Below are 23,952 nucleotides of genomic sequence, written 5' to 3' on the forward strand. Positions count from 1 at the left end.
TCGGGCTGAGCTGTCTCCCACCTTCCGGTCGCCGAGCCGTTCTACGGTGCCTGCCGAGGCTTGACGAACAGCTGGTGGACGGCGACCACTGCCCCGGCGACGGCCGCCACCGCCGTGCCGAGTGCGGTGAGCATGCCCGTCGTCGAGCTGAGCCAGTCCTTGGCTGCCGCCGCCCAGTTCGCGTGCGTGACATGCACGGCGGAGGGCTGGGACAACGTCGTGACGTTGTGCTTCTTGTACTCGCCCGAGCCGCTTCCGACGAGAACGACCGGGCGCAGCTGCAGGATGACCGTGAAGTCGCCTGTGCGCTTCGGTGTCACCAGCCAGTGCCAGACCGCGTCCTGACCCTCCAGGACGGATTGCGTCGAGAAGCCGGCCGGGGTGACGCCGAAGTCGCCGGAGTCCGCGACCAGGCCGGCCTCGACCTCGCACGCCACGGCGACTTTGCGTGTGGCCGCGTCCGCGTCGGGCAGCAACGTGTCCGCCGGCAGGTTCGCGTCGAGGGTGACCGCGGCCGTGACGGTCGAGGCGCGGTCCTTCGTCATGGCGATATCGGGATCGAAGACGACAGTGGCGTCCCGGAATTTCTTGGTCGCCTTCAGGCATCGTTGCGCGTAGTCCTCGAACGACCGGGCTTCCGGCCGTTGCTGCCCGGCGGGCGCGACCGGCGATCCTTCGTAGCTGTAGCTGTCGCACCCCGCCAGCGCGGCAGCGAAGGCCACAGCGACAAGGCTCAGCAGGCCGGCCACGGCCAGGGCCTTCCTCGTTGCGTGCGCTCGTTGCTGCGCCGGTCGTGGTGCCGGGGACTTCGCCATGGGGCGCCTCCTCCGCCGGGACTGCTCGCGAAGGAGTGAGTCGCGATGCCCGGGCGGACGTACCCGGCGGATGTGCCAGATGCCGACAGCCATGGTCGGCCGCCAGAATCACCGGCCCGCCGCGCAGCTCGGCCGTCAAGCGGTCCGGGCCAGGAAGTCAGGCGTCGGCGCGCCGGGCCGGCTCGCGGGTGTGTGCGGAGAGGGCCGAGATCACGCGCACGCAGGCCGCCACGTCGACGGGATCCAGCCGTGCCGCCAGCTCCTCCAGCTGCGCCAGCTCACGGGCATGGATCTCGGCGAAGACGCGCCGCCCCTCGGCGGTGAGCTCGGCGAGCCGGGAGCGCCGGTGCGCGGGATTGGGCGCCCACCTCACATAGCCGAGCGCCGCGGCCGCATCCGCCAGGCGCTGCACCACCTGCCGGGGAAGCCACAGGGCGCGGGCCACCTGTGGCACGGTCTGCGTGCCGTCGGCGAGCCGCTCGAGAACGGCCCGCATCGGCATCATCATGAGAGTCATGGTGGATCCGCAACTGCTGACGGCGTACGCGGGGCATTGGACCGGGGACGGCACCGGCGTGACCGTCGTCCTGCCGCCGCCGGGGACGGTGGGCTCGGGCGAGGTGCGCGGCGGTGCCCCGGCGACGCGGGAGTTCGCGCTCCTGGAGCCGACGCGGCTGGTCGACCGGCTGGACGCCGTGGTGCTCTCGGGGGGCTCCGCGTTCGGCCTCGCCGCCGGTGACGGCGTGATGCGTCTGCTGCGCGAGCGGGGCACCGGCTTCGCGACGCCCGCGGGCCCGGTTCCCATCGTCGTCGGCATGTCGATCTTCGACGCCACGGTCGCGGGTGCCGGGCCGGGCGTTCCCGCCGGGCCGGATGGTGCTGGACCGCCTCCGGATGCCGAGGCGGGGCGTCGCGCCGCCCTCGCCGCGCTGGCCGGCGAGCCGCTGAGCACCGGGCGTGTCGGGGCGGGCGCCGGCGCGACCACCGGCAAGTGGCGCGGCCGCCTGGACCCGGGCGGCCTCGGCCTCGCCGAACGCACCGCCGGCCCGGCCCGCGTCGCCGCCCTCGTCGTCGTCAACGCCTGGGGTGACGTCCTCGCCCCCGACGGCTCGCCGCTCTTCGCGGGCCCCGGCAGCCCGGCACCCCCGCCCTTCGGCCTCACCAACACCACCGTCGCCGTGGTGCTCACCGACGCGGCCCTGACGAAGAACGACTGTCACCTGCTCGCGCAGAGCGCCCACACCGGCTTCGCCCGCGCCCTGCACCCCGCCCACTCCCGCTACGACGGCGACGCCACGGTCGCCCTCGCCACCGGTCACGTCACCACGGGCGTCGACCTCGACCACCTGAGAGCCGCCACCACCGAGGCCACCGCCGCCGCCATCCGCGCCGCCGTCGTCCCGTCCGAGGACCCGGCGGAGCGACCCGAGGTGACAGGGCGGACCAGCGGGACAGGTGGGTGCCCCGGGACGAGTTGATCATCACGTCGGCGGCGGTTCGGGCGGGGGCGGGCTTAATGTCGAGGCATGATCGCGCATCCCGGGATTTCCTTGACCGACCATGTCGTCAGCGTGCCGCTGGATCATGAGCGGCCCGGCGGACCGGCGATCGACGTCTTCGCGCGCGAGGTCGTGGCGGCGGGGCGCGAGCGGGAGAGCCTGCCGTGGCTGGTCTTCCTGCAGGGCGGGCCGGGCGGGCCGGCGCCCCGGCCGCACGGGACCGACGCGTGGCTCGCGCGCGCCCTGCGTACCCACCGGGTGTTGCTGCTGGATCAGCGCGGGACCGGCCGCAGCACGCCCATCACCGCACGGACGGTGGCCGGGAAGAGCGATGCGGAGCTCGCCGCCCATCTGAAGCTCTTCCGGGCGGACAGCATCGTGGCGGACGCCGAGATCCTGCGGGTGCGGCTGGCGGGCGGGCGGCCCTGGGAGACGCTCGGGCAGAGCTACGGCGGGTTCGTCACGATGACCTACCTGTCGTCCGCGCCGGAGGGGCTGAAGGCCTGCTACGTGACCGGCGGGCTGCCCGGGCTGACGGCGACCGCGGACGACGTGTACGCCCGGACGTATCCGCGCGTGGCCGCGAAGAACGCGGAGTACTACGCGGCGTATCCCGAGGACCGGCAGAGGGTCCGGAGGCTGGCGGATCACCTGGCGAGCCACGACGTGCGGCTGCCCGACGGGGACCGGCTGACGGTGGCCCGGCTGCGGCACCTGGGGGCGGCCTTCGGCATGAGCACGGGCTACGCGGCCGTCCACTGGATGCTGGAGAAGGGCCTCTCGGACGAGTTCCTGTACGAGGTGATGACCGCCACCGGGTTCGTCGACCGGCCGTTGTTCGCGTTGCAGGAGTACTGCTACGGGCTGGGCGGCACGGCGACGAACTGGGCGGCGCAGCGGGCGATCGAGCAGCGGCCGGAGTTCGCCGAGGACGCGGATCCGCTGCTGTTCACCGGCGAGATGATGTACCCCTGGATGTTCCGGGACATCGCGGCCCTGCGCCCGTTCGCCGGCGCCGCCGACCTGCTCGCGGCGGAGGACGACTGGAAGCCCCTCTACGACGTCGCGCGGCTGAGGGACAACACCGTGCCGGTGCTCGCGGCGGTCTACCACGACGACATGTACGTCGACGCGGGCCTGTCGCTGGAGACGGCCGCCGCCGTGGGCAACGTGCGCGCCTGGGTCACCAACGAGTACGAGCACGACGGCGTCCGCGTCGGCGGCGAGCACGTGCTCGGCCGGTTGATGGACATGGAAGCGGGTACGTGCTGACCATGAAGGCAGCGGTCCACTACGAGAACGGCGGTCCGGAGGTCCTGCGCTACGAGGACGTCCCCGATCCCGAGGTCAAGCCCGGCGAGGTTCTGCTCCGCATCCGGGCCGTGGGCGTGCAGGGCGGCGATCTGCTGCACCGGCAGTCCTCGCCGTTGCCGCGCCGGCCCCACGTCGGCGGCTATCAGGCCGCGGGCACGGTCGAGGCGGTCGGTGCGGGGGTCGACGGCGTGCGGCCGGGGCAGCGCGCGGTCGCCTTCATGCCGGCCGGGTCGCACGCCGAGCTGGCCGCGGTGCCGCAGCGCAACGTGTACGCGACCCCGGACGACATGGATCCGCGCATCGCCGCCGGGATCCCGGTCGAGTTCGGGACCGCCGACGACTGCCTGTTCGAGTTCGGGCGCCTGGCGAAGGGCGAGACCGTCCTCGTCCAGGCCGCCGCCGGGGGAGTCGGGCTCGCCGCGGTCCAGCTCGCCAAGGCGGCCGGCGCGACGGTCATCGGCACGGCGTCGAGCGACGGGAAGCTGGCCCGCCTCGGCGAGTACGGCCTCGATCACGCGATCAACTACCGTGAGCAGGACGTGGTGGCACGGATCCGGGAGCTGACCGGTGGACGCGGCGTCGACGTCGTCGTGGATCCCGTCGGCGGGCGCACGCTTGAGGGCAGCATCGCCGCGCTGGCGTACCGGGGGCGGATCAGCTGGGTCGGGCAGGCGGGCCGGGAGGCGTACGCGCCGCAGCTCGGACCCCTGATGGGCAAGAACGCGTCGCTGCACGGCGTCTACTTCGGCGGCGAGATGGCCCACGACCCGGGCCGCACCCGCGCGCTGATCGAGAAGCTCATCGGCCGGGTGGCCGCGGGCGAGCTGACCGTCGTGCTGGACAAGGAGTTCCCGCTCGCCGAGGCCGCCGACGCCCACCGCTACATCGAGAGCCGCGCCGCCTTCGGCCGGGTCCTGCTGATCCCGTAGCGCCCCGCGTCCCGCGAGCCGCGTCCCACGTCCCACGTCCCGCGTTCCGCGAGCCGCGAGCCGCGGCCCGGGGTCGCTGTGATGCAGGTCGCACAGCGAGGATGCAGGGATGCCCGGGCCGCGGCCACAAGGAGACGTGACCTTCCCCATCGGCCTGGGTGACATCGTGGTGCACCCGGGCGTCGCCGTCCCGGCCTCCCTCCCGGACGAGGCCCTGTGGCCGCTGATCACCACCGGCCACCACGAGGCCTTCACGATCCTCTACGAGCGCCACGCCGAGGCGGTGTGGAACTACGCCTACCGGCTGACCGCCTCCTGGAGCGACGCGGACGACCTGCTGTCCGTGGTGTTCCTGACGGCGTGGCGCCGCCGCCGGGACCTGCGACTGGTCCACGGCAGCGCCTTGCCCTGGCTCTACGTGGTGACGGTCAACGTGTGCCGAGGGGAGCGCCGCCGGCTCGCCCGGCTCTGGCGCGCCCTGCCGCGGCTGCTCGGCCCGGACACCCCTGATCACGCGGAACGCCTGGTCGAGCAGGATACCGCCGGCCGCCGCCTGCGCCGGGTCCTCGCCGCCGTCGACCGCCTGCCACGCGCCGAGCGGGAAGCCGTCCAGCTGTGCCTTCTCGGTGACACCCCCGTCGAGGATGCCGCCGCCATGTGGGGCATCTCGCCGTCCAGCGTGCACTCCCGACTCACGCGCGCCCGCACCCGCCTGCACGACCTTGTCCCGGAGGACCACGATGCCTGATCTCGGCGACCTGCCCGCCGCCCGTCCGCTGCCGGCGACCGTACGCCGGGAGGCCCGCCGCCGCGTCCAAGCCGGTCTCACCCCCCGCTCGGGCCGGGCGGTCGTGGGTGCCGTCGCCCTCGCTGCGGCCGTCCTCGTGGTGCCGCTGGGCGCCGCCGGGCTCATGGCGGGCTCGGAGCGGCAGGGGACACCGGCGGCGGGTGCGGACAGCGGCGAGTTCCAGCCCTTCCCGTCCGAGCAGCGGTTCGCGGCGCGCGACGGTGCGCCGGAGGAGGCGGCCCGGCGCTGTACGGCAGCCGGTGGCGAGGAGTCCGCCGGGTGGCAGCCCGTGCTGACCGTCGCCGCGCGTGGCGTCACCGTCGTCGCGTACCGCACCGGGTCCGGCACGCGCTTCTGCGAACTCACGCCCGCCACGGTGGCCCTGTCTGCCACCGCGTCCGGGACCGGCGCCACCCAGGTCACGTACGTGTCGGCGCTCGGCACCGTGGCCGGCGTGACCGACCCGGCGGTCCGGGAAGTGACCGTGGCCGACCCGGACGCCCCCGGATCGATGACCATGACCGGGGATCCGGCGGTGACCCGCGACGGCGTGTTCGTGCTTCCCAACACCTTCTCGGCGACCGTCGCCTCCCTGCGGGTCACGGCCGGCCCGGCCACGCTCTCCTGGGAGCCCGCCGATCTGCCGCGAGCCGTCACGCCCCGCATCGACCGCCCGCAGGCCGCGGGCGACCTGTCGTCGGTGACCGGCCGTGAGCTCGCCGGCTGCCTGGGCGCCGCCACGCCGCCGGTCGTGGATCCTCGGGCCTGGCAGCCGGGCGCGACGCTGACGCTCAACGACAGCGAGTCGATCGTGCTCGGCCACTATCAGGGTCTGCTCGCGGTCTGTGTCCGCCGCGGGGCCCCGGGAGTTCCCGGCGCTCCCACGGTGACGGTCGACGACGGCGGCGCGGGCAGCGGCTCGCGCAGCAGCGAGGCCGATGAGAACGCGTTCTTCTTCACGCGGACGGTCTTCTACGACTTCCGTGCCGAGGCGCAGGGCGGCTCGGCGAGCGACACGGTCGCCATCACCGGCCTGGTCAAGGATCCGCGCGTCGCTGCCGTGAGCATCAGCCGTGCGCACCGGGCCCCGGTGACGGCGACGGTCACCGGCGGCACGTTCGTCCTGCCCGGGATCGGGCTCAACGAGGGCACCGGACCGGACGGCGACCGCAGTCGCATCACCGCCCTCGACGCACACGGGCGGCCGCTCGGCAGCGCCCTGATCAGCACCTGAGCGGCGGGCGGGGCCGGACACACCGGCACCCCACGCGAGGGGTGGACGCGTGGGGTGCCGTGTTCCGGGGGGCCGGGAACCGGGTTGATGCCTGGCGGGGCGGTCCCGGGGCCGGAGGTGTGGGGACTGGGCGGGCCCGGGAGCACGCGACACTCCCGGGCGGGACGGGTCAGGTGAAGCGGGCCGCGATCCAGGTGGCCACGGTGTCGACCGAGGCGAAGACGGCACCGTCGTGGGTCTCGCCCTCGAGGGTGATGAACTCGACCGGCTGGCCGTACGTGCTCAGCGTGCTGACCAGGGGACCGGCGGACAGGTCGTACGGGACGGCCTCGTCGGCGGTGCCGTGGACGATGAGGATCGGGCTGCTCGGGGCGGCGCCGCCCGGGTTGCCGTACTGGTCGAGGCGGCTGAGGACCGCGGCCGGGACCGTGCCGCCGACGACGAGCTGCGCCGGGGTGAGCGGCGCGTACGCGTCGAGGATCTCGTAGAGGCAGCCGGTGCTCAGCACCGACTTCTTGGCCTTGGCCTCGGGGGCGAGGTAGGTCTCCGGGACGAAGGTGGGCTCGATGGCGTTGATGCCGTAGAGGGCCATGACCAGGTAGCCCTGGCCGGGCGTGCCGGGGATGTCGGGGGCGATGAGGTCGAGGTTGCTGGCGGGGGCGATGGCCGCGACGCCCTTGAGGACGAGCGCGCCGTCGTAGGAGGGGGCGATCTGGTTGGCGAACAGGCCGCCCTGGCCGCCCTGGGAATGGCCGTCGATGACGTACTGGGTGCTGAGCGTGCTGTCGAGGTTGCGGGCCGCCTTGACGCTGTCGATGATCGCGCGGGCCTCGCTCAGGCCGACCAGGTACGGGTGGTTGCCGAGCGAGCCCAGCCCGGTGTAGTCGGGCGCCGCCACGGTCCAGCCGCGCTGCAGCAGCTTGGCGACGGCGGCGCGGGCCTCGGGCCAGAAGACGTCGTTGCTGGCCGAGGGTGCGCACTTGTCGGCCAGGCCGGTGGTGCCGTGGGCCCAGACGACGGTCTTGTTCGTCTTGCCGGTCTTGGGGGTCAGGATCAGGCCGGAGGCGGTGAAGCTGGCGCCGCTCGGGGTGGTGGTCAGGTACTGGATCTTCTTGCCGGTGGCGAGCGGGGAGAGCTCGGCCGGCAGGGTGGCGGTGGACTGCAGCAGGACGGTGCCGGGGGTGACCGCGGCCTGCGCCGGGGAAGCGACGGCGACGCCGGCCACGGCCAGAACGAGCAGCTGGGTGGCGGCGACCCAGCGGCGGGGCAGGGCAAGTTTCACGTAAAGGGCCTTTCGCGGAAATTTTGGGCAGGACGGTACGCCTCCCCTCTTCTGACGCGAAAGGGGAGGGGCGGGGTTGCTGGGAAATCAGGCCAGGTGGTCGGCGATGCGGCGCAGGGCGGTGATCGTCTCCCGGTCGCGGGCCGGGTCGTCCTCCGTGGGCCAGGCGCTGCACTTGACGACGACCACGTCGGCGACCGGGTCGACGAAGAGGTACTGGCCGTGCACGCCCAGGCCGGTGAAGGCCTGGAAGCAGCTGTCGCCGAGCGTCCACCACTGGTTGGCGTAGCCGTAGTGGTCGTAGCCGCTCGGGCCGAGCGCGCCGACGGCGAGGTGGGGCAGGTCGGCGCCGCGGCTGCGGCGGGCCCAGTCGCGCGGCACGATCTGGCGCCCGGCGATGCGGCCGTCGTGCGCCATGAGCAGACCGAGCCGGGCCAGGTCGCGGGCGGTGGCGTTGAACGCGCCGGCCCCGATCGCGGTGCGCGGGTGCGAGCGGGTCAGGCCGTAGTAGGCGTCCCGCTCGGCGCCGATGCGGCGCCACAACTGCTCCGACGCGTACGCGGCCAGGGTCTGGCCCGTGGCGGCCTCCAGCACCCAGCCGAGCAGCTGCGCATCGAGTGTGGAGTAGTTGAAGCGCTCGCCGGGATTGGCGGTGCGCGGGGCGGAGCGGACGATCGCCGGCACGTCGCCGCCGTTGAGCACGGCCCGCTCGAAGGACCGGATGATGCTGCCCGGGACGTCCCAGATCTCCAGGTCGCCCACCCCGCTGCTCATGTCGAGCAGCTCGGCGATCGTCACGCCGTCGTAGGCGGTGCCCCGGAAGTCGGGCCGGTAGTCGATGACCAGGTCCTTGACGCTGCCGATGTGCCCGTCGGCCACGGCGATGCCGACCAGCATGGAGGTGACCGACTTCGAGAGCGAGAACAGCTGCATCCGGGTACGCGGCCCCGCGAACGCCCCGGGATAGCTCTCGTGCACGATGCGCCCGTGGTGCAGCACGACGAACGCGGTGGTGAACGTGCGCCGGTGCAGCTCGGCGAGGGTGTGGTCGGCGTCGTCGAAGCGGTAGGTGAGGTGGTCCAGGGGCACGGGGACCGTCGGCAGCGGCAGGAAGTCGGTGCCGCACGCGACCCGCTCGGTCGGCATGAGCCAGTTCATGTGCGTGAACGTCCACTCGTTGAGCGGGCGGCGCATGATCACGTCGCTCTGCCGCTCCCACCAGGTCGGCTCGTCGGCGTCCTGGGAGAGGGCGGGCTGTGCGGTGCTCGTCATGTCATTCCTCGCTCGGGTCGAGGGTGCGATCGGCGGGGCGGGCAAGGTCGGACACGTTACGGAAATGGTCACGCAAGCTGAGGCCGCTCGGTTCAGCGACGGGCTCGAGATAACTGGCGAGGATGCCGAGCACGGCCATCCCGACCAGGTTGCCCGCCATCTCCGCGCCGGCGATCCCGGCGTTCGGATCGCCCAGGTGGTGCAGGGCGAAGCCCTCCGTGATCGCCGCCAGCATCATGGCGATCTGCTCCAGGGTGACGCCGGGGCGCAGCTGGAAGCCGCGGGAGGCGAAGGTGGACTCGTACGCCTTCTTCCAGGGCGCCAGCGCCCCGTCGTAGCTGCCGGCGATCGCGTCGTGGATGCCGTCGTTGCGGTCGGCGGTCGCCACCATGATCAGCTGCAGCCGGAAGAGCGGCATCCGGCAGATGGCCTGCAGCTCGGCGTGCGTGGCGCGGTCGATGGCGTCGACGAAGCTCTCCTCGTCGTCCAGCCAGGACCGGGTCTCGACGTCCGCGGCGTACTGGGGGTCGTAGCTCATCGCGTGGAACAGGAAGGTGAGCAGGTCGTTGAGGTAGTCGTCGTGGCTGGCCCAGGTCGCGCGGTAGGGCCCGTCGCCGCGCTGGCGCAGGAACGGGGGCTCAAGTTGCTCCATCTCCTTGCTGAGCGCGCGCTCCGTGAGGAACCGCAACCCCGACCAGTACTGCTTGCGTCCGGCGTCGGCGACGGCTGTCCAGTCGCACGCGCCGAGGTTCTGCTCGACGAGGTTGGCACCCGCCTTGAGGTACGAGGCCACCTTCGGTGAGTTGACCAGCGCGGCGCGTGTTGCCTCCCGGACACCCTTCACGCGGGTGACGATGCCCGTGAAGTCCTGGTTATACGGATAGGGCAGATCTGCCTTGCCGAACGTCATGCTGCGATTCTTCGGGCCATTCCCCGGCCCGGACAAGTGCGCGCGTGCGTAGTACTCGGAGGACAGGCCTCACCGTTTGCCACCAGGCGAAACTCTCACTTTAAGTGGTCGGCTAATTACGGAGAGAAATTGTCGCTGGGGTTGGGTATAAGTACTCCATGCACAGTGAAGCCCTCGTCGGCCTGCTCGGTGAACTCCCCGGCACCGAAGTGTCCGTCCGCGCCGGCGTCGTGACCGTGGCGATCCCCGCCCTGGGCGACGCGGTCCGGATCCCGATGGCCGACGTGCTGGGCTTCGAGCAGATCGTCACGCCGCTCGGCGAGCCCGGCCTCGAGCTGGGCATCCGGCGCGGCCACGAGGAGCTGCCGCTGATCGTCACCGTCGACGACGTCGTGTTCATGCCGGCGTACGCGGCGGACATGCTGGTGCCCGGGGCGGAGGTGCGGGTGCCGGCCACACCGCACCTCATCACGTACTCGGAGATGCACCGCGACGTGCGCGCCCTGGGCCGCGCCGTGGACGAGGAGGGCGTCGAGTTCGACGAGGACATGCTCGCCGCGACCCTGCTCGTGCACCGGTGCTTCCTGGCCGGGGCGGTGCGCGTCGGCCTGTGGCCCGTGCGCGTGGCGGCCTGGTGGGAGTACTCCTGGGCGCGCGTCGGCGGCGGGCTGCCCCTCGGCCCGTTCCGCCCCGACGAGGCCTGGGACCGGCTCATGGCCGACGTCACCGAGGCCCGGCGGCGTACCACTTCCGAGCCCGTCCGCCAGGATTCCTGATTACGCCGTGTCCTCTGTGGGTAGTCGAATGGGCGTAGGCACACACCCCTGAGGCTCACGGAGGAGAAAGAAGATGGCGCAGGTCACCACCACCCGTCCGACCCGTTCCGGCGTTTCCGCGGCGCGCGTCTGCACCATTCTGGGCTTCGTCTTCGCGGCGATCGCGATTCTGTTCTTCCCGCTTCTGTTCGGGCTCGCGGGCCTCGTTCTCGGCATCGTCGGCGGCGCGCTCGGCGACCGGCCCCTCGGCTGGTACGCGGCCGCGGCCGGCGTCGCGGGTGGTGCGCTCGGCATGCTCCTCGCCGCGCTGCTCATCTCCTGATCCTCCCTACCTGCCCGGTAACCCCCCCGCCGGGCTCGCGCGGGTCGCGCCACCACCTGCCCCGGTGGCGCGGCCCGCGTTCTTTCGCGGCGTGCGCGCCCTTCCGGCGTGCGCGTCGCTCCCGCCCTTCCGGCGTGCGCGCGTTCGTTCCGCGCGCGTGCGCGCGTTCGCTCTCCGCGCGCGCCGCTCCCGTCGTTCCGCGCCCGGGCCGCGTTCGTTCTCCGCGCGGGCCGCGTTCGCTCTCCGCGCGGGCCGCGATCGTTTTCCGCGCGGGCCGCGTTCGCTCTCCGCGCGGGCCGCGATCGTTTTCCGCGCGGGCCGCGTTCGCTTGATCACCTGTCCGGAAGGTAGGTTGGCGGAAACTTTCGGCGGTGGGGGGAGTGCGTCATGGCGGAGCGGAGCCGGTCGGCCGGACGTGCCCCCACCCTGGACGAGGTCGCCCACCGCGCCGGCGTCGGCCGCGGCACGGTCTCCCGGGTCGTCAACGGCTCGGCGCAGGTCAGCGCCCAGGCGCGCGCCGCCGTCGAGACCGCGATCGCCGAGCTCGGCTACGTGCCCAACCAGGCCGCCCGCGCCCTCGTCCGCCAGCGCACCGACTCGATCGCCCTGGTCGTCTTCGAGTCCGGCGAGCGCTTCTTCGCCGAGCCGTTCTTCGGCCGCATCGTCCAGTCGATCTCCACCGGGCTCGTCGACCGCGGCCTGCAGATGGTGCTGATGATCGCCCAGGCCCCGCACGAGCGCCGCCGGCTGGAGGGCTATCTGACCCGCCAGCACGTCGACGGCGCCCTGCTGCTCTCGCTGCACGGGACGGACCCGCTGCCGGTCCAGCTCGAGGGGCGCGGCGTCGCCACGGTGCGCGCCGGCCGCCCCACGGGCGGGGACAGCTGCTGCTTCGTCGACGCCGACAACCGCGGCGGGGCCCGGGCCGCCGTCGGCTATCTGCGTGCCAAGGGGCGGACGAAGATCGCCACGATCGCCGGCCCGCAGGACATGGCGCCGGGCATCGCGCGGCTCGTGGGCTTCCACGACGAGGCCGGGGCGGGCCCGGTGGCGTACGGGGACTTCAGCGAGGAGAGCGGCGCCGCGGCCATGGCGAAGCTGCTCGACACCGACCCCGACCTGGACGCGGTCTTCGCCGCGTCGGACACCATGGCGGCGGGCGCGCTGCGCGTGCTGCGCGAGCGCGGCATCCGCACGCCCGACCAGATCGCCGTGGTCGGCTTCGACGACTCCGTGGTGGCGCGGCACACCGATCCGCCGCTGACCAGCGTGCACCAGCCGATCGAGGAGATGGGCCAGGAGATGGTCCGCCTGCTCCTCGCCAAGATCGACGGCGACCCGCTGCCCGCCACGGAGATCGTCCTCGACACCCAGCTCGTCGTCCGCGGCTCCGCCTGAGGCCTCTTTGAAACAGGCCCTGAGTTCCGGGCCCCGGCCGCTCGGCCGCGATCGCGCTTGCGTCGGCCCGCTGAGCGGCGCACTCGTGCTTGCGTCGGCCCGCTGAGCGGCGCGCTCGTGCTTGCGTCAGGTGGCCGGACGCTGCGTGGCGGCGATGAGGGCTCGGCAGGTGGCCGGGCTGCTGAGGGCGTCGGTGCTGTCGACGAACTGGTCGATCGCGCCGAAGCCCGCCTCCGCCGTCAGGGCTGCCGCGAAGCGGCCCGCGTCGATCACCGGGTAGGGGCGGTCGAAGTACGGCCGCCGCCGCGGATCCACCGGCGCGGCGAGTCCGAGCTCGTTCTGCCGCCGGCCGGCCGCCTCGTACGCCGTGCACAGCGCCGCCTGCCGCCGCATCGGATCCGCGGTGCCCACCGCCTCGCGCAGGGCGGCGGCGACGGGATCCACGCCCGGCAGCGCGGCGAACGCGGTGCCCAGCCACTTCTGGTACGGCGGGTAGCGCCGTTCCAGCAGCAGGAAGAGCCGCATCACGTCGCGCGCCAGCCGCCCCGCGAGCACCCGGCTGCCCAGGTCGTCGCCGGCCTCGGCGGTGCGCCCGACGAAGGCCTCCTCCTGGGCGATGCGGGTCCACTGCGCCGCGAGGACGTACCGCCAGACGTCGCGGGGGTACCAGCGCAACCGTTCGCGCAGCGCGGTCAGCTCACCGGTCGCGTCGTGGAACACCGCGCCGCCCGTCGCCTCGGCGAGCCGCTGGGCGGGCGTGGCCAGCCAGTCCCGGACGCGAAGATCCCGGCGGGCGTCGAAGCCCAGCTGCTCGCGGCTCCACGAGCCCACGTCGGTCAACACGACCCGGTGCGCGACCGGGCCCGTCGTCGCCGTCATGACCCGCACCCGGGCACCGGGCGGCTCGAAGTGGGTGGGCCAGCCCCGCACCTCCCGGGGCAGCCGGGCCGAGAGCAGCTCCGACACCTCCCGGGCGGCGGGCGCCGGCAGGAACAGCTCCAGCCGCGGGCCCCAGTCGTGGTCGACGGACCGGGGCGAGTCGAATCCCAGCACCTCGGATCCGGGTCCGATGCGCGCCGCCGCGTACACGAGCCGGGGGAAGGCCTCGGTCAGCAGCGGGCGGACGGCCTCGACGTAGAACGCGCGGCAGAGCTCCAGCCCGGGGAGGAAGGTGGCCACCCGGTCACCCTAGGGGCGGGCGCAATCAGGTTTCGTCGTCGACCCATTCGAGCAGGTCGCCGGGCTGGCAGCCGAGGACCCGGCACATGGCCTCGAGGGTGCTGAAGCGGACCGCCTTGGCGCGGCCGTTCTTGAGGACCGCGACGTTCGCGGGGGTGAGGCCGACCCGGTCGGCGAACTCGCCGACGCTCATCTTGCGCTTGGCCAGCTCGACGTCGATGCGGACCACGATGGGCATCAGATCACCGCTTCCATGTCGGTCCGCAGCGTAGTGGCCTGCCGCAGCAGGGCGCGCAGCACCACGACGAGCAGGCCGACCACGGTGACGCCGGTGGTGGCGAGGAAGAGCAGCAGAGGCAGGCCCGGATCGTTCGCGTGGAACCCGACGTAGAGCAGGACGCCCACGAGGACCAGCCACGCGGCGCCGATGGCCCACACGATCACGTCGACCCAGACGAGGGACGCCTCGGTGAAGATGCGGTCCTTCGCCACCAGGGTGAGCAGGCGCCACATGCACACGATCACCACCTGCGCGCACAGCACCCAGAAAACCGTCACCGCCGTCGCCGGCCAGCGCAGGTAGGCGTCCTCCGGGTGCTCCTTCGCCATGTAGGCGAACTGGCCCGGCAGCGACATGGTCTGGAACAGGACGAGCACCCCGAAGAGGACGACGAGGAACCCCTTGAGCGGCAGCACCACTCGACTAACGGTCAGCATGCATCGAATGTCGCGTAGTACCTATCGATTGTCAATCGAAACGCCGAAAGGTGGTGGCTGACATCACGGCGCGCCGGAAGCCACACTCCGTTACGGTCGAGAAATCATGGCAAATACAGGTGTCGGGTTCCGGTCCGAGCGGGGCCCGGTCCTCGCCGCGGTGATGCTGGCGACCGCGCTCGTGGCGGTGGAAGCGTCGATCATCGCCACGGCGGTGCCGTCCATCGTGGCGGAGCTGGGCGGGTTCGCGCAGGTCCCGTGGCTCTTCTCCATCTACCTGCTCGCGCAGGCGGTGTCCGTCCCCGTCTACGGCAAGCTGTCGGACCTCTTCGGCCGCAAGCCGATCGTCCTGATCGGGATCGGTCTGTTCCTCGCCGGCTCGATCGGCGGCGGCGCGGCGTGGGGGATGGGCTCGCTCATCGCCTTCCGGCTGGTGCAGGGCCTCGGTGCCGGCGCGATCATGCCGACCACGGTGACCATCGTCGGCGACCTCTACTCGGTCCGGGAGCGCGCCCGGGTCCAGGGCTACCTGGCCAGCGTGTGGGGGGTCTCGTCGATCATCGGCCCGACGCTGGGCGGGGTGTTCAGCGAGTGGGTGTCGTGGCGCTGGATCTTCTTCGTCAACATTCCGCTGTGCCTGATCGCCGCGGCGACCATCTGGCGGCGCTTCGACGAGCGGCTCGACCGCGGGCGGCCGGTTGTCGACTACCGCGGCGCTGTCCTGCTGACCGTCGGCCTCACCTTGCTGGTGCTCGGCGTGCTGGAGGGCGGCCAGGCGTGGGCGTGGACGTCGCCGGCCGGTCTCGCGGTCCTGGGCGCCGGGCTGGTGCTGCTGATCGTCTTCGGTCTCGTCGAGCGGCGCGCCCCGGAGCCCGTACTCCCGTTGTGGGTCTTCCGCCGCCGGCTCCTGGTCGCGACCGGGCTGACGTCGTTCGGCATCGGGGCGATCCTGCTGGCGCTGAGCTCCTACATCCCGACGTACGCCCAGACGGTCCTCGGCCACGGCCCGCTGGTCTCCGGCTTCGCCATGGCCACGCTGCTGCTGGGCTGGCCGCTGTCGGCGAGCCAGGCGGGGCGCGTCTACCTGCGGCTGGGATTCCGTGGCTGCGCGCTGATCGGGTCGGCGATCGTGCTGGCCGGCGTCCTGCTGCTCCTGCTGCTCGGCGAGCACTCCAGCGTCCTCGAGGTGGGCGCCTACTGCCTGGTCATCGGCATCGGCATGGGCCTCACCGCGCCGCCGACCCTGGTTGCCGCCCAGTCCAGCGTCGGCTGGTCGGAGCGCGGCGTCGTCTCCGCGAACAACATCTTCCTGCGCTCGCTGGGCAGCTCGCTCGGCGTGGCAGCCTTCGGCGCGGTCGCCAACGCGGCGGTGGGATCCCGGTCCGACGATCCCGTACGCGTCGCCGCCGCCGTCCACCACATCGTCATCGGCCTGGTCGCCGTGGCCATCGCCATGATCGTGATGGTGGCCCTGATGCCCCGCGGCGACCGTCCCGAGCCGGCCGCCGCCCCGGCGCCCGCGGACAACGAGCCGGCCACCTCGGACACCTGAGCCACCGGTGAAGATCGAATGCGTGACCCTCCGGATATTGATGGTTACCGTTCTCTGAGCGACGGTCGCCGGCCGCAGTCCTTCCCGGGCGCGGCCGACGGGTCGCCGGCCGCGGACCCGACCGGGGCGCGGGCGACGGGTCGCCGGAGGGAGCGGGGATGAGCGGCATCACCAGGCGCGGATTGCTGACGGGCACGGCGGGCGCGGTCGGCGCGACGGCCCTGACCGGCCCGGCCACCGGCTCGCCCGGCGCCGCGCCACCCGGGCGACAGGTCCGGCTCAGCGCCGGCACCAACCTGGCCGCCCAGATCTCGCCCGACGGCCGGTGGATCGCGATCGACCTCGCCGGGATCCTCTGGGTGCTGCCGGCGGCGGGCGGCCCGGCCCGCCGGCTCACCGGCGACCTGGACGACATCGCCCAGCCCGCCTGGGCGCCGGACAGCCGGACGATCGTCTTCCAGTCGTACCGCCACGGCACCTTCGACCTGTGGACCGTGCGCGCCGACGGTTCCCACCGGCGCCGGCTGACCTCGGGCCCCCGTGACCACCGGGAGCCGCGGTTCTCGCCCGACGGCACGCGGGTCGTCTTCTCGGCCGACCTGTCCGGCAGCTACGGCGTGCACGTCCTGCACCTGGCGAGCGGCGAAGTGAGCACCGTCGCGGACAGCGCCGCCGAGGAGTACGAGCCGGCCTGGTCACCCGACGGCACCAGCATCGCGTTCGTCGTGGCGACCACGCGCCTCGACGTGGTGGACGTGGCGACCGGTGCGCGCCGGACCGCCGTCACCGCGCCGGCCGGGCATGTTCTGCACGCGCCGGCCTGGACGCCCGACGGGACGGAGCTGGTCTATTCGCGCACCTACGACGGCCGCGCCGAGCTGTGGCGCGGCTCGTCCCCCGAGGTGACCGGCGAGGAGGTCTTTCCCTTCCGGGTGTCGTGGCGCGGCCCGCGCGAGGTCGTCTACACGGCCGACGGGCAGATCCGCCGCCGGACGCTCGGAAGCGCGCAAACGAACACGATCGGTTTCAGCGCACCGCTCACGGTCGTGCGTCCCCGCTATCGCCGGCGCACCCGGGACTTCGACTCCACCACGCCGCGCCCGGTCGCCGGGATCGGCAGCCCAGTGCTCTCGCCGGACGGGACCAGCGTCGCCTTCCGGGCGCTCAACGACATCTGGACGATGCGGATCGGGCAGGCGCCGCGCCCGCTGACCCGGGACAGCTGGTGGAAGTGCGACCCGGCGTGGTCACCGGACGGCCGCTACCTGTCCTACTCGACGGATCGGGGCGGCACGCTGGACATCTGGCTGCGGGATCTGCGTACGGGAGAGGACCGGCAACTGACCCACCTGGCCGGCGGCGCGGCAGTGAGCGGGAGCTGGTCGCCCGACGGCGCGCGGCTGGCGTTCCTCGACCAGACCGGCGCGCTGCACACGGCCGAGGTGGCGACCGGGGAGATCCGCGCCGTGTATCCCGCCACGTTCGAGCCGGGGCGGCCCACCTGGTCGGCGGACGGGCGCACGATCGCCCTCGCGGCCATCGTGCCGTTCTCCGCGCGTTTCCGCGAGGGCCTGAGCAAGATCCTGCTGGTCGACGTGGCCGGCGGCACCGGCCGGTACGCCGACCCGCTGCCCGGGCGCTCGATCCAGACCCGCGGCGACGACGGTCCCGTGTGGTCGCCCGACGGGACGCGGATGGCCTTCGTCGTCGCGAGTGTCCTCTGGGTCGCCGAGGTGGATCCCGACGGCACGTTCGCGGGTCCGCCCCGGCAGGTCACGCACGAGGTGACCGACGCGCCGTCGTGGAGCGGCGACTCGGCCACGCTGCTCTACCTGCACAACGGCACGCTGCGGCGGGTGCCGGCGGCGGGCGGGACACCCCGGACCGTACGGGTGGCGCTCACCTGGGCGAACACGGCACCCCGCGGCCGTACGGTGATCCGGGCCGGCCGGCTCTGGGACGGCCTGGCGCCAAACGTGCAAACGAACATGGACGTGGTGATCGAAGGGCACCGCATCACCGCCGTCGAGCCGTCCACGCCCGGCCGGGACGGTCACGTGGTCGACGCGCGCGGCTCGGTGGTCGTACCCGGGCTCGTGGACATGCACCACCACCGCGAGATGCAGGGCTACGCCTACGGTGCCCGGCAGGGGGCGCTGTGGCTGTCGCTGGGCGTCACGACCACGCGGTCGCCGGGCAGCCCCGCCTACCACATGGTCGAGGAGCGCGAGTCCGTCCAGTCCGGCGCGCGGATCGCCCCGCGCTACTTCGCGACCGGCGAGGCCGTCGACGGCAGCCGGATCTTCTACAACTTCATGCGGCCCACCTTCGACGAAGCGCAGCTTGCCCTGGAGCTGTCCCGCGCGGAGGCGCTCGGATACGACCTGATGAAGGCGTACGTGCGGCTGAGCCCCGAGCGGCAGCGCCGGGTCGTCGCCTGGGCGCACGCGCACGGCATCCCGAGCACGTCGCACTACCACTACCCGGCCTTCGCGTTCGGCGGCGACGGCATGGAACACGTGGGCGCCACGAGCAGGTTCGGCTATTCGCGTACGGTCACCGCGCTCGGAAACGTGCACAGCGACGTGTCCACCGTGTTCACCGCGACGGGCGCGACGCTGACCCCGACCCTGTTCAACGCCATGACGCTGCTGCGCGAGGACGACAGCCTGGTCACCGACGAGCGGGTCCGGATCCTCTACCCCGCCTGGGAGTACGCGACCCTGCAAGCCCTGGTCACGCAGGCGCGCACGACGGATCAGACGGTCGCGCGCGCCAACCTCGGCCGGCAGGTCGCCCACGTGGCGCGTGTGCTGCGCGGCGGCGGGCGCGTCATCAGCGGCACGGACTCGCCGATCGCCCCGAACGCGGTGAGCCTGCACTACAACCTGCGCGCGATGGTGGCGTACGGGATGACGCCCTTTGAGGCCCTCTCCACCGCGACCCGCTTCCCGGGGGAGGCCCTGGCCGCTCCGCTCGGGGTGATCCGGCCGGGGGCGTACGCGGATCTGGCCGTGCTCGGCGGGGATCCACTGACCGACATCCGGCATGCCGCCGATGTCCGGCGGGTCGTGGCCAACGGCGTGGTGCACGAGGTGGCGGACATGGTGCGGCCGTTCGCCGCGCTGCCCAACCCGCCGGTGCCGGTGGCGGCGCGCCCGGGCGCGCTGTCCGGCCCGCCCGTGCCGGTGGCGGCGCACCCGGCCGCGCTGTCCGGCCCGCCGGTGCCGGTGGCGGGGCATTTGGGCGCGCATCCGGGCGCGCATCCGGACACCGCCCAGTACTGGTGGCACGACCCGGCGTACCTGGCGGAGGCGAGGCACGCCTGCTGTGAGGGGGCCTGAGCTGTTGAGTGGATCTCTCGCATTCGCCAGAGTGGACACAGCCCGGCGACGCGAGGGAGGGCGCATGGCCGTACCCCTGAGATTCGACCGGCACACGGACGGCCAGGAGGTCGCGTTCGGAGCCGGGGTCGCCCGCACCCGGCTCGCCGCGGAGATCCGGCGGCTCGGGGCGCGGCGGGTGCTGCTCGTCGCGGGATCCACGGGCCGCGCGCTGGTGTCCGAGCTCGGCCTGCCGCTGGCCGGGCAGGTAAACGAGGTGCGGCAGCACGTGCCCGCCGACGTCGCCGGCAAGGCCCGCGCCCGGGCCGCCGAGGTCGGCGCGGACCTGCTGCTCAGCATCGGGGGCGGCGCCGCGACCGGCACGGCGAAGGCGATCGCGCTCACCACCGGCCTGCCGATCCTGGCCGTGCCGACCACCTACGCCGGCAGCGAGGTCACGCCGGTGTGGGGACTGACCGAGGACGGACACAAAACGACAGGACGGGATGCACGAGTGCGCCCACGCACCGTCCTGTACGACCCCGACCTGACCGCCTCGCTGCCCGGGCCCCTGTCCGTGGCCAGCGCCCTGAACGCCCTCGCCCACTGCGTCGACGCCCTGTGGGCCCCGGGCGCCGAGCCCGTCACCACGGCGCTCGCCCTCGAAGGCGTGCGCGCCCTCGCGAACGGACTGCCCCAGCTGCACGCCGAGGCCGGGCGGGAGTCCTGCCTGTACGGCGCCTATCTGGCCGGGCTCGCCCTCGCCGGCGCGGGCTCCGGGCTGCACCACCGCATCTGCCACATTCTCGGCGGCGCCTACGATCTGCCGCACGCGGAGCTGCACGCGGTCGTCCTGCCGCACGTGCTCGCCTTCAACGCGCCGGCCGTCCCGGAGCTGGCCGCCCGGCTGACCGAGGCCCTGGGCCCGGCGTCGCTGAGCGAGCTGTACGAGCGCATCGGCGCGCCACGCTCGCTGCGCGCCCTGGGCCTGTCCGAGGCGGACCTGCCCGCCGCCGCGCTGCTGCTCACGGACGCCGCGCCGCCCGGCAACCCGCGCCCGTTCGGCCCGCTCGACGCCGAGCGCCTGCTCAGCGCCGCCTGGGCCGGCACCGACCCTGCTCCTCCCGCCGCGCCTTCCCGTGGCACGGCGGCGGCCCGCGAGGAGCACGTGACCGATCAGGTGTTGCGCAGCTTCGACGGCACCGGCGATGCGCGGTTGCGCGAGTTGATGCGCGCTTTGGTACGACACGCGCATGCCTTCGTCCGCGACACGCGCCTCACCGAACCGGAGTGGCAGGCGGGCATCGACTTCCTGACCCGCACCGGGCAGCGGTGCGACGACCGGCGCCAGGAGTTCATCCTGCTGTCCGACGTGCTCGGCGTGTCCATGCTGACCGTCGCGGTCAACCAGCCGCCCGATCCGCGGGCCACCGAGGCGACCGTGTTCGGGCCGTTCTTCGTGGGCGGGGCGCCGGAGATCCCGTACGGCGGGGACATCGCGGGCGTCGCGACCGGCCGGCCGTGCTGGGTCGACGGCAGGGTGCGCGGCGCCGACGGCGAGCCGGTGCCCGGGGCGCGGGTGGACGTGTGGGAGGCCGACGACGAGGGCCGGTACGACGTGCAGTACCCGGACGAGCGCACCGCCGGCCGGGGCTTCCAGCTCACCGGCGACAGCGGCGAGTACGGGTTCTGGTGCGTGACTCCCACGCCGTACCCGATCCCGCACGACGGCCCGGTGGGGGAGCTGCTCGCCGCGACCGGGCGCGGGCCGATGCGGGCGGCGCACCTGCACTTCATGGTGACCGCGCCGGGATACCACCGGCTGGTCACGCACATCTTCGTCTGCGGCGACGCCCACCAGGACTCCGACGCCGTCTTCGGGGTCAAGGAGTCGCTGATCGTCGCCTTCGACGAGCAGCCGCCCGGCGCCCTCGCACCCGCCGGCCGCGAGGTGACCGGACCGTGGACCCGCGCGCATTTCGACCTGGTGCTGGCCCGTGCGACCGAGGAGCGGAGATGACCGCGCTGGAGACCGACGTCCTGGTGATCGGCAGCGGCCCGGCGGGCGCTTCCGCCGCGCTCTTTCTCGCCACCTACGGAGTACGGCATCTCGTCGTCACCAAATACCGCTGGACCGCGAACACGCCGCGGGCGCACATCACCAATCAGCGAACCGTCGAAATCATGCGGGACATGGGCCTCGAAAGGGACGTGCTCGCCGAGGGGACGCCGCACGAGCTGATGGGCGACACGGTTTTCTGCTCCAGCCTGGCCGGTGACGAGATCGGCCGGGTGCGGACGTGGTTCACGCATCCGTCGCGCGAGGCCGATTACCGGGCCGCGAGCCCGTCGCCGAACTGCGATCTGCCGCAGACGCTCTTCGAGCCGATCCTCATCGGCAACGCGGCGGCGCGCGGGAGCCACCTCCGGTTCGACACCGAATACGTCGGCCTGGTGCAGGACGAGGAGGGCGTGACGGTCCAGGTGCGGGATCGGCTTTCCGGACACGAGTACGCCATTCGCGCCCGCTACGTCATCGCGGCCGACGGCGGGCGCAGCAAAGTCGCGGCGGACATCGGATTGCCGATGGCCGGGCAGATGGATCTCGCCGGCAGCATGAACATCGTCTTCCACGCCGATTTGAGCCCCTTCGTCGCCCACCGCCCGAGCGTCCTCTACTGGGTGCTGCAGCCGGGCGCCACGATCGGCGGCATCGGGCTGGGCCTGATCCGCATGGTTCGGCCCTGGAACGAATGGCTCGTGACCTGGGGCTACGACATCTCCCAGCCGCCACCGCAGCTCGACGACGAGCGGGCCGTCGGCATCGTGCGCAGCCTCATCGGCGACGACACCGTGCCCGTGACCATTCGCAGCTTCTCGTTGTGGGGCAACAACAAGATGTACGCGGAGCGGTATCGGGCGGGCCGGGTCTTCGCCATCGGGGACGCGGTGCACCGGCACCCGCCGTCGAACGGGCTCGGCTCGAACACGAGCGTCCAGGATGCGTACAACCTCGCGTGGAAACTGGCCTTCGTGCTGTCGGGGCGGGCGGGGGCGGGACTGCTGGACAGCTTCGACGCGGAGCGGGCACCGGTCGGCCGCCAGATCGTGCTGCGGGCGAACAAGAGCATCGAGGAGTTCGGTGCGATTCTGGACGCTCTGGGCGTACAGGGGGATCAGGATGTGGCCGCGATGCAGCGCGCCATCGCGGCACGCGGCGAGGAGACGCCCGAGGGCGCGGCGCGGCGGGAACAATTGCGCAAGGCGCTGGAGCTGAAGGACTACGAATTCAACGCCCACGGCGTCGAGCTGGGGCAGCGGTACGCCTCCGGCGCGGTCGTTTCCGACGGCACGCCGGAGCCGGAATTCACGCGCGATCCGGAGCTCTTCTATCACCCGACGACGTGGCCGGGTGCGCGTCTGCCGCATTGCTGGCTGGGCCGCGACGGGCACAAGGTCTCGACGCTCGACGTGGCGGGCAAGGGCCGCTTCGCGCTGCTCACCGGGCTGACCGGCCGCCCCTGGGCGCGCGCCGCGGCCGTCGTCTCCGCCCGGCTCGGGGTGGAGATCGAGCCGGTCGTCATCGGCCCGGGCGGCGACCTCACCGACCTGTACGACGACTGGGCCCGGCTCCGCGAGGTCGGCGAGGACGGTTGTGTCCTGGTCCGCCCCGACGCCCACGTCGCCTGGCGCTCGGCTCACGCGGTGAGCGATCCGGACGAAACGCTCATGCGCGTTCTGCGCGCGGTGCTCGATCGCTGATCCCGGTCGCGCGCGTCGTCTGGTGCGGTGCCGGTGGAGATCCTCGTCGTCGACGTGCGCCGCTCATGCGGTGAGCGATTCGCGCAAACGCTCATGCGCGTGTTGCTCGTGTTGTGCGTGTTGCTCCCGCTGCGTGTGGTGCTCATTCGCTCATCTCACGAATCCGGTTGCCGCGCGGGCGCCGGGCGGCGAGGCTGTCCGCCATGGAGCTGCCAGAAGTGATCGATGCCGGCCCGGTGGAGCTGCGCCGGTGGGAGCCGGCCATGGCCGAGGAGGCGACCGCCGCGGTGCGGGAGTCGCTGCCGGAGTTCAAGCCGTTCCTGCCGTGGGCCACGGACGGCTACGACCTCGCGAGCTCGCGCGACTTCATCGAGCGGTCGATCGAGAGCTGGGCCAAGGGGACCGAGTTCAACTACGCCATGTACGCGAGGGGCGGCGGGCTGGTCGGCTCGATCGGCCTGATGACCCGGATGGGGCCGGACGTGCTCGAGATCGGCTACTGGGTGCGCACCTCGCAGGCCGGGCGGGGCTACATGACGGCGGCGGTCGAGGCGATCACGCCGGTGGCGCTCGCGCAGCCCGGCATCGCGCGGGCCGCCATCCGCCACGACGCGGGGAACGGCGCCTCGGCGGCGGTCGCGATCAAGGCCGGCTTCGCCGAGGTCGCGCGCGTGCCCAACGACACGAACGGCACCGACGTCATCCGCGAGCGCCGCGCCTGACCCGTGCGCTGCGGTGCGCCGGATCTGAGCGCTGCGGCGCGCCTGATCCGCGCGTTGCGCGCAAACGCACATGCGCGTTCCGTCCGAGCGGACGAGTCGGCGTCGCGCGGTGCGTCGGATGGGGCTGCGTGGCTCGCGGGCGAGTGAGCGCCGCGCGCA

At 73.1% G+C, this 23,952-nt stretch carries 21 protein-coding genes; 13 read left to right on the forward strand and 8 right to left on the reverse strand.

Annotated features, from left to right (window positions below; all coding sequences use genetic code 11):
• Positions 1 to 41 precede the first annotated feature (41 nt).
• Together RBH18_RS04060 and RBH18_RS04065 are read right to left on the reverse strand one after the other, a co-directional pair.
• Positions 42 to 815, reverse strand: a complete 774-nt coding sequence (locus RBH18_RS04060) for a hypothetical protein (protein WP_306204525.1) — start codon at positions 813 to 815, stop codon at positions 42 to 44.
• 157 nt (positions 816 to 972) lie between these two features.
• On the reverse strand, positions 973 to 1,332 hold the full coding sequence (locus tag RBH18_RS04065; RefSeq protein WP_306204526.1) for a MarR family winged helix-turn-helix transcriptional regulator: 360 nt from the start codon (positions 1,330 to 1,332) through the stop codon (positions 973 to 975).
• Here RBH18_RS04065 and RBH18_RS04070 point away from each other — a divergent pair.
• The 5 genes from RBH18_RS04070 to RBH18_RS04090 all read left to right on the forward strand — a co-directional run bounded on the left by RBH18_RS04070 (position 1,331) and on the right by RBH18_RS04090 (position 6,578).
• The gene (locus RBH18_RS04070; RefSeq protein ID WP_306204527.1) at positions 1,331 to 2,293 is read left to right on the forward strand and encodes a P1 family peptidase; all 963 of its coding nucleotides are present in this window, start codon (positions 1,331 to 1,333) and stop codon (positions 2,291 to 2,293) included. The genes RBH18_RS04065 and RBH18_RS04070 overlap by 2 nt on opposite strands.
• Before the next feature lie 48 nt (positions 2,294 to 2,341).
• Positions 2,342 to 3,586 (forward strand): alpha/beta fold hydrolase, encoded by a 1,245-nt coding sequence (locus RBH18_RS04075; protein WP_306204528.1) that lies wholly within the window; start codon positions 2,342 to 2,344, stop codon positions 3,584 to 3,586.
• 2 nt (positions 3,587 to 3,588) lie between these two features.
• Positions 3,589 to 4,557: a quinone oxidoreductase family protein gene (locus tag RBH18_RS04080; protein ID WP_306204529.1), complete on the forward strand. Its 969-nt coding sequence runs from the start codon at positions 3,589 to 3,591 to the stop codon at positions 4,555 to 4,557.
• A gap of 136 nt (positions 4,558 to 4,693) precedes the next feature.
• Positions 4,694 to 5,305 carry an RNA polymerase sigma factor gene (locus RBH18_RS04085; RefSeq protein ID WP_306204530.1) on the forward strand — a complete coding sequence of 204 codons (612 nt, stop codon included), beginning with the start codon at positions 4,694 to 4,696 and terminating at the stop codon, positions 5,303 to 5,305.
• On the forward strand, positions 5,298 to 6,578 hold the full coding sequence (locus tag RBH18_RS04090) for a hypothetical protein (protein WP_306204531.1): 1,281 nt from the start codon (positions 5,298 to 5,300) through the stop codon (positions 6,576 to 6,578). The genes RBH18_RS04085 and RBH18_RS04090 overlap by 8 nt, the downstream gene beginning before the upstream one ends.
• A gap of 169 nt (positions 6,579 to 6,747) precedes the next feature.
• Here the strand turns inward: RBH18_RS04090 and RBH18_RS04095 are convergent, their stop codons facing one another.
• From RBH18_RS04095 to RBH18_RS04105, 3 genes are all read right to left on the reverse strand, one after another.
• Positions 6,748 to 7,860 carry an alpha/beta fold hydrolase gene (locus tag RBH18_RS04095; protein ID WP_306204532.1) on the reverse strand — a complete coding sequence of 371 codons (1,113 nt, stop codon included), beginning with the start codon at positions 7,858 to 7,860 and terminating at the stop codon, positions 6,748 to 6,750.
• Between the two features lie 87 nt (positions 7,861 to 7,947).
• On the reverse strand, positions 7,948 to 9,132 hold the full coding sequence (locus tag RBH18_RS04100; protein WP_306204533.1) for a serine hydrolase domain-containing protein: 1,185 nt from the start codon (positions 9,130 to 9,132) through the stop codon (positions 7,948 to 7,950).
• 1 nt (position 9,133) lies between these two features.
• Positions 9,134 to 10,042 carry a hypothetical protein gene (locus RBH18_RS04105; RefSeq protein WP_306204534.1) on the reverse strand — a complete coding sequence of 303 codons (909 nt, stop codon included), beginning with the start codon at positions 10,040 to 10,042 and terminating at the stop codon, positions 9,134 to 9,136.
• 158 nt (positions 10,043 to 10,200) lie between these two features.
• Here RBH18_RS04105 and RBH18_RS04110 point away from each other — a divergent pair, with 158 nt between their 5' ends.
• From RBH18_RS04110 to RBH18_RS04120, 3 genes are all read left to right on the forward strand, one after another.
• The gene (locus RBH18_RS04110; protein ID WP_306204535.1) at positions 10,201 to 10,818 is read left to right on the forward strand and encodes a hypothetical protein; all 618 of its coding nucleotides are present in this window, start codon (positions 10,201 to 10,203) and stop codon (positions 10,816 to 10,818) included.
• 73 nt (positions 10,819 to 10,891) lie between these two features.
• Positions 10,892 to 11,140 (forward strand): hypothetical protein, encoded by a 249-nt coding sequence (locus RBH18_RS04115; protein WP_306204536.1) that lies wholly within the window; start codon positions 10,892 to 10,894, stop codon positions 11,138 to 11,140.
• A gap of 387 nt (positions 11,141 to 11,527) precedes the next feature.
• Positions 11,528 to 12,538: a LacI family DNA-binding transcriptional regulator gene (locus tag RBH18_RS04120; RefSeq protein ID WP_306204537.1), complete on the forward strand. Its 1,011-nt coding sequence runs from the start codon at positions 11,528 to 11,530 to the stop codon at positions 12,536 to 12,538.
• A gap of 126 nt (positions 12,539 to 12,664) precedes the next feature.
• Here the strand turns inward: RBH18_RS04120 and RBH18_RS04125 are convergent, their stop codons facing one another.
• Genes RBH18_RS04125 through RBH18_RS04135 form a run of 3 tightly spaced genes read right to left on the reverse strand, consistent with a single transcriptional unit; the run spans position 12,665 to position 14,434 of the window.
• The gene (locus RBH18_RS04125; RefSeq protein WP_306204538.1) at positions 12,665 to 13,717 is read right to left on the reverse strand and encodes a DUF4037 domain-containing protein; all 1,053 of its coding nucleotides are present in this window, start codon (positions 13,715 to 13,717) and stop codon (positions 12,665 to 12,667) included.
• Between the two features lie 25 nt (positions 13,718 to 13,742).
• Entirely contained in the window at positions 13,743 to 13,955 is a 213-nt protein-coding gene (locus tag RBH18_RS04130; RefSeq protein ID WP_306204539.1) for a helix-turn-helix domain-containing protein, read from the reverse strand.
• On the reverse strand, positions 13,955 to 14,434 hold the full coding sequence (locus RBH18_RS04135; RefSeq protein WP_306204540.1) for a DUF2975 domain-containing protein: 480 nt from the start codon (positions 14,432 to 14,434) through the stop codon (positions 13,955 to 13,957). Before RBH18_RS04135 ends, RBH18_RS04130 begins: the two co-directional genes overlap by 1 nt.
• Before the next feature lie 106 nt (positions 14,435 to 14,540).
• Here RBH18_RS04135 and RBH18_RS04140 point away from each other — a divergent pair, with 106 nt between their 5' ends.
• From RBH18_RS04140 to RBH18_RS04160, 5 genes are all read left to right on the forward strand, one after another.
• Complete coding sequence (locus RBH18_RS04140) at positions 14,541 to 15,986, forward strand: MFS transporter (protein ID WP_306204541.1); 1,446 nt, start codon at positions 14,541 to 14,543, stop codon at positions 15,984 to 15,986.
• Between the two features lie 158 nt (positions 15,987 to 16,144).
• Entirely contained in the window at positions 16,145 to 19,330 is a 3,186-nt protein-coding gene (locus tag RBH18_RS04145; RefSeq protein WP_306204542.1) for an amidohydrolase family protein, read from the forward strand.
• 64 nt (positions 19,331 to 19,394) lie between these two features.
• Positions 19,395 to 21,329, forward strand: coding sequence for an iron-containing alcohol dehydrogenase (locus tag RBH18_RS04150; protein ID WP_306204543.1), 1,935 nt, complete (start codon positions 19,395 to 19,397; stop codon positions 21,327 to 21,329).
• Positions 21,326 to 23,071, forward strand: coding sequence for an FAD-dependent oxidoreductase (locus RBH18_RS04155; RefSeq protein WP_306204544.1), 1,746 nt, complete (start codon positions 21,326 to 21,328; stop codon positions 23,069 to 23,071). The genes RBH18_RS04150 and RBH18_RS04155 overlap by 4 nt, the downstream gene beginning before the upstream one ends.
• A gap of 203 nt (positions 23,072 to 23,274) precedes the next feature.
• On the forward strand, positions 23,275 to 23,793 hold the full coding sequence (locus tag RBH18_RS04160) for a GNAT family N-acetyltransferase (protein ID WP_306204545.1): 519 nt from the start codon (positions 23,275 to 23,277) through the stop codon (positions 23,791 to 23,793).
• The last annotated feature ends 159 nt before the right edge of the window (positions 23,794 to 23,952 follow it).

Origin of the sequence: Actinoplanes oryzae, from assembly GCF_030757795.1 — a bacterium.
In the GTDB taxonomy this organism is placed as follows: domain Bacteria; phylum Actinomycetota; class Actinomycetes; order Mycobacteriales; family Micromonosporaceae; genus Actinoplanes.

Bases quoted from the DNA above. Each gene is read 5' to 3' on its own strand.
- RBH18_RS04060 (WP_306204525.1), bottom strand. From the start codon at position 815: ATGGCGAAGTCCCCGGCACCACGACCGGCGCAGCAACGAGCGCACGCA.
- RBH18_RS04070 (WP_306204527.1), top strand. From the start codon at position 1,331: ATGGTGGATCCGCAACTGCTGACGGCGTACGCGGGGCATTGGACCGGG.
- RBH18_RS04065 (WP_306204526.1), bottom strand. From the start codon at position 1,332: ATGACTCTCATGATGATGCCGATGCGGGCCGTTCTCGAGCGGCTCGCC.
- RBH18_RS04075 (WP_306204528.1), top strand. From the start codon at position 2,342: ATGATCGCGCATCCCGGGATTTCCTTGACCGACCATGTCGTCAGCGTG.
- RBH18_RS04080 (WP_306204529.1), top strand. From the start codon at position 3,589: ATGAAGGCAGCGGTCCACTACGAGAACGGCGGTCCGGAGGTCCTGCGC.
- RBH18_RS04090 (WP_306204531.1), top strand. From the start codon at position 5,298: ATGCCTGATCTCGGCGACCTGCCCGCCGCCCGTCCGCTGCCGGCGACC.
- RBH18_RS04100 (WP_306204533.1), bottom strand. From the start codon at position 9,132: ATGACGAGCACCGCACAGCCCGCCCTCTCCCAGGACGCCGACGAGCCG.
- RBH18_RS04105 (WP_306204534.1), bottom strand. From the start codon at position 10,042: ATGACGTTCGGCAAGGCAGATCTGCCCTATCCGTATAACCAGGACTTC.
- RBH18_RS04110 (WP_306204535.1), top strand. From the start codon at position 10,201: ATGCACAGTGAAGCCCTCGTCGGCCTGCTCGGTGAACTCCCCGGCACC.
- RBH18_RS04115 (WP_306204536.1), top strand. From the start codon at position 10,892: ATGGCGCAGGTCACCACCACCCGTCCGACCCGTTCCGGCGTTTCCGCG.
- RBH18_RS04120 (WP_306204537.1), top strand. From the start codon at position 11,528: ATGGCGGAGCGGAGCCGGTCGGCCGGACGTGCCCCCACCCTGGACGAG.
- RBH18_RS04130 (WP_306204539.1), bottom strand. From the start codon at position 13,955: ATGCCCATCGTGGTCCGCATCGACGTCGAGCTGGCCAAGCGCAAGATG.
- RBH18_RS04135 (WP_306204540.1), bottom strand. From the start codon at position 14,434: ATGCTGACCGTTAGTCGAGTGGTGCTGCCGCTCAAGGGGTTCCTCGTC.
- RBH18_RS04140 (WP_306204541.1), top strand. From the start codon at position 14,541: ATGGCAAATACAGGTGTCGGGTTCCGGTCCGAGCGGGGCCCGGTCCTC.
- RBH18_RS04145 (WP_306204542.1), top strand. From the start codon at position 16,145: ATGAGCGGCATCACCAGGCGCGGATTGCTGACGGGCACGGCGGGCGCG.
- RBH18_RS04150 (WP_306204543.1), top strand. From the start codon at position 19,395: ATGGCCGTACCCCTGAGATTCGACCGGCACACGGACGGCCAGGAGGTC.
- RBH18_RS04155 (WP_306204544.1), top strand. From the start codon at position 21,326: ATGACCGCGCTGGAGACCGACGTCCTGGTGATCGGCAGCGGCCCGGCG.
- RBH18_RS04160 (WP_306204545.1), top strand. From the start codon at position 23,275: ATGGAGCTGCCAGAAGTGATCGATGCCGGCCCGGTGGAGCTGCGCCGG.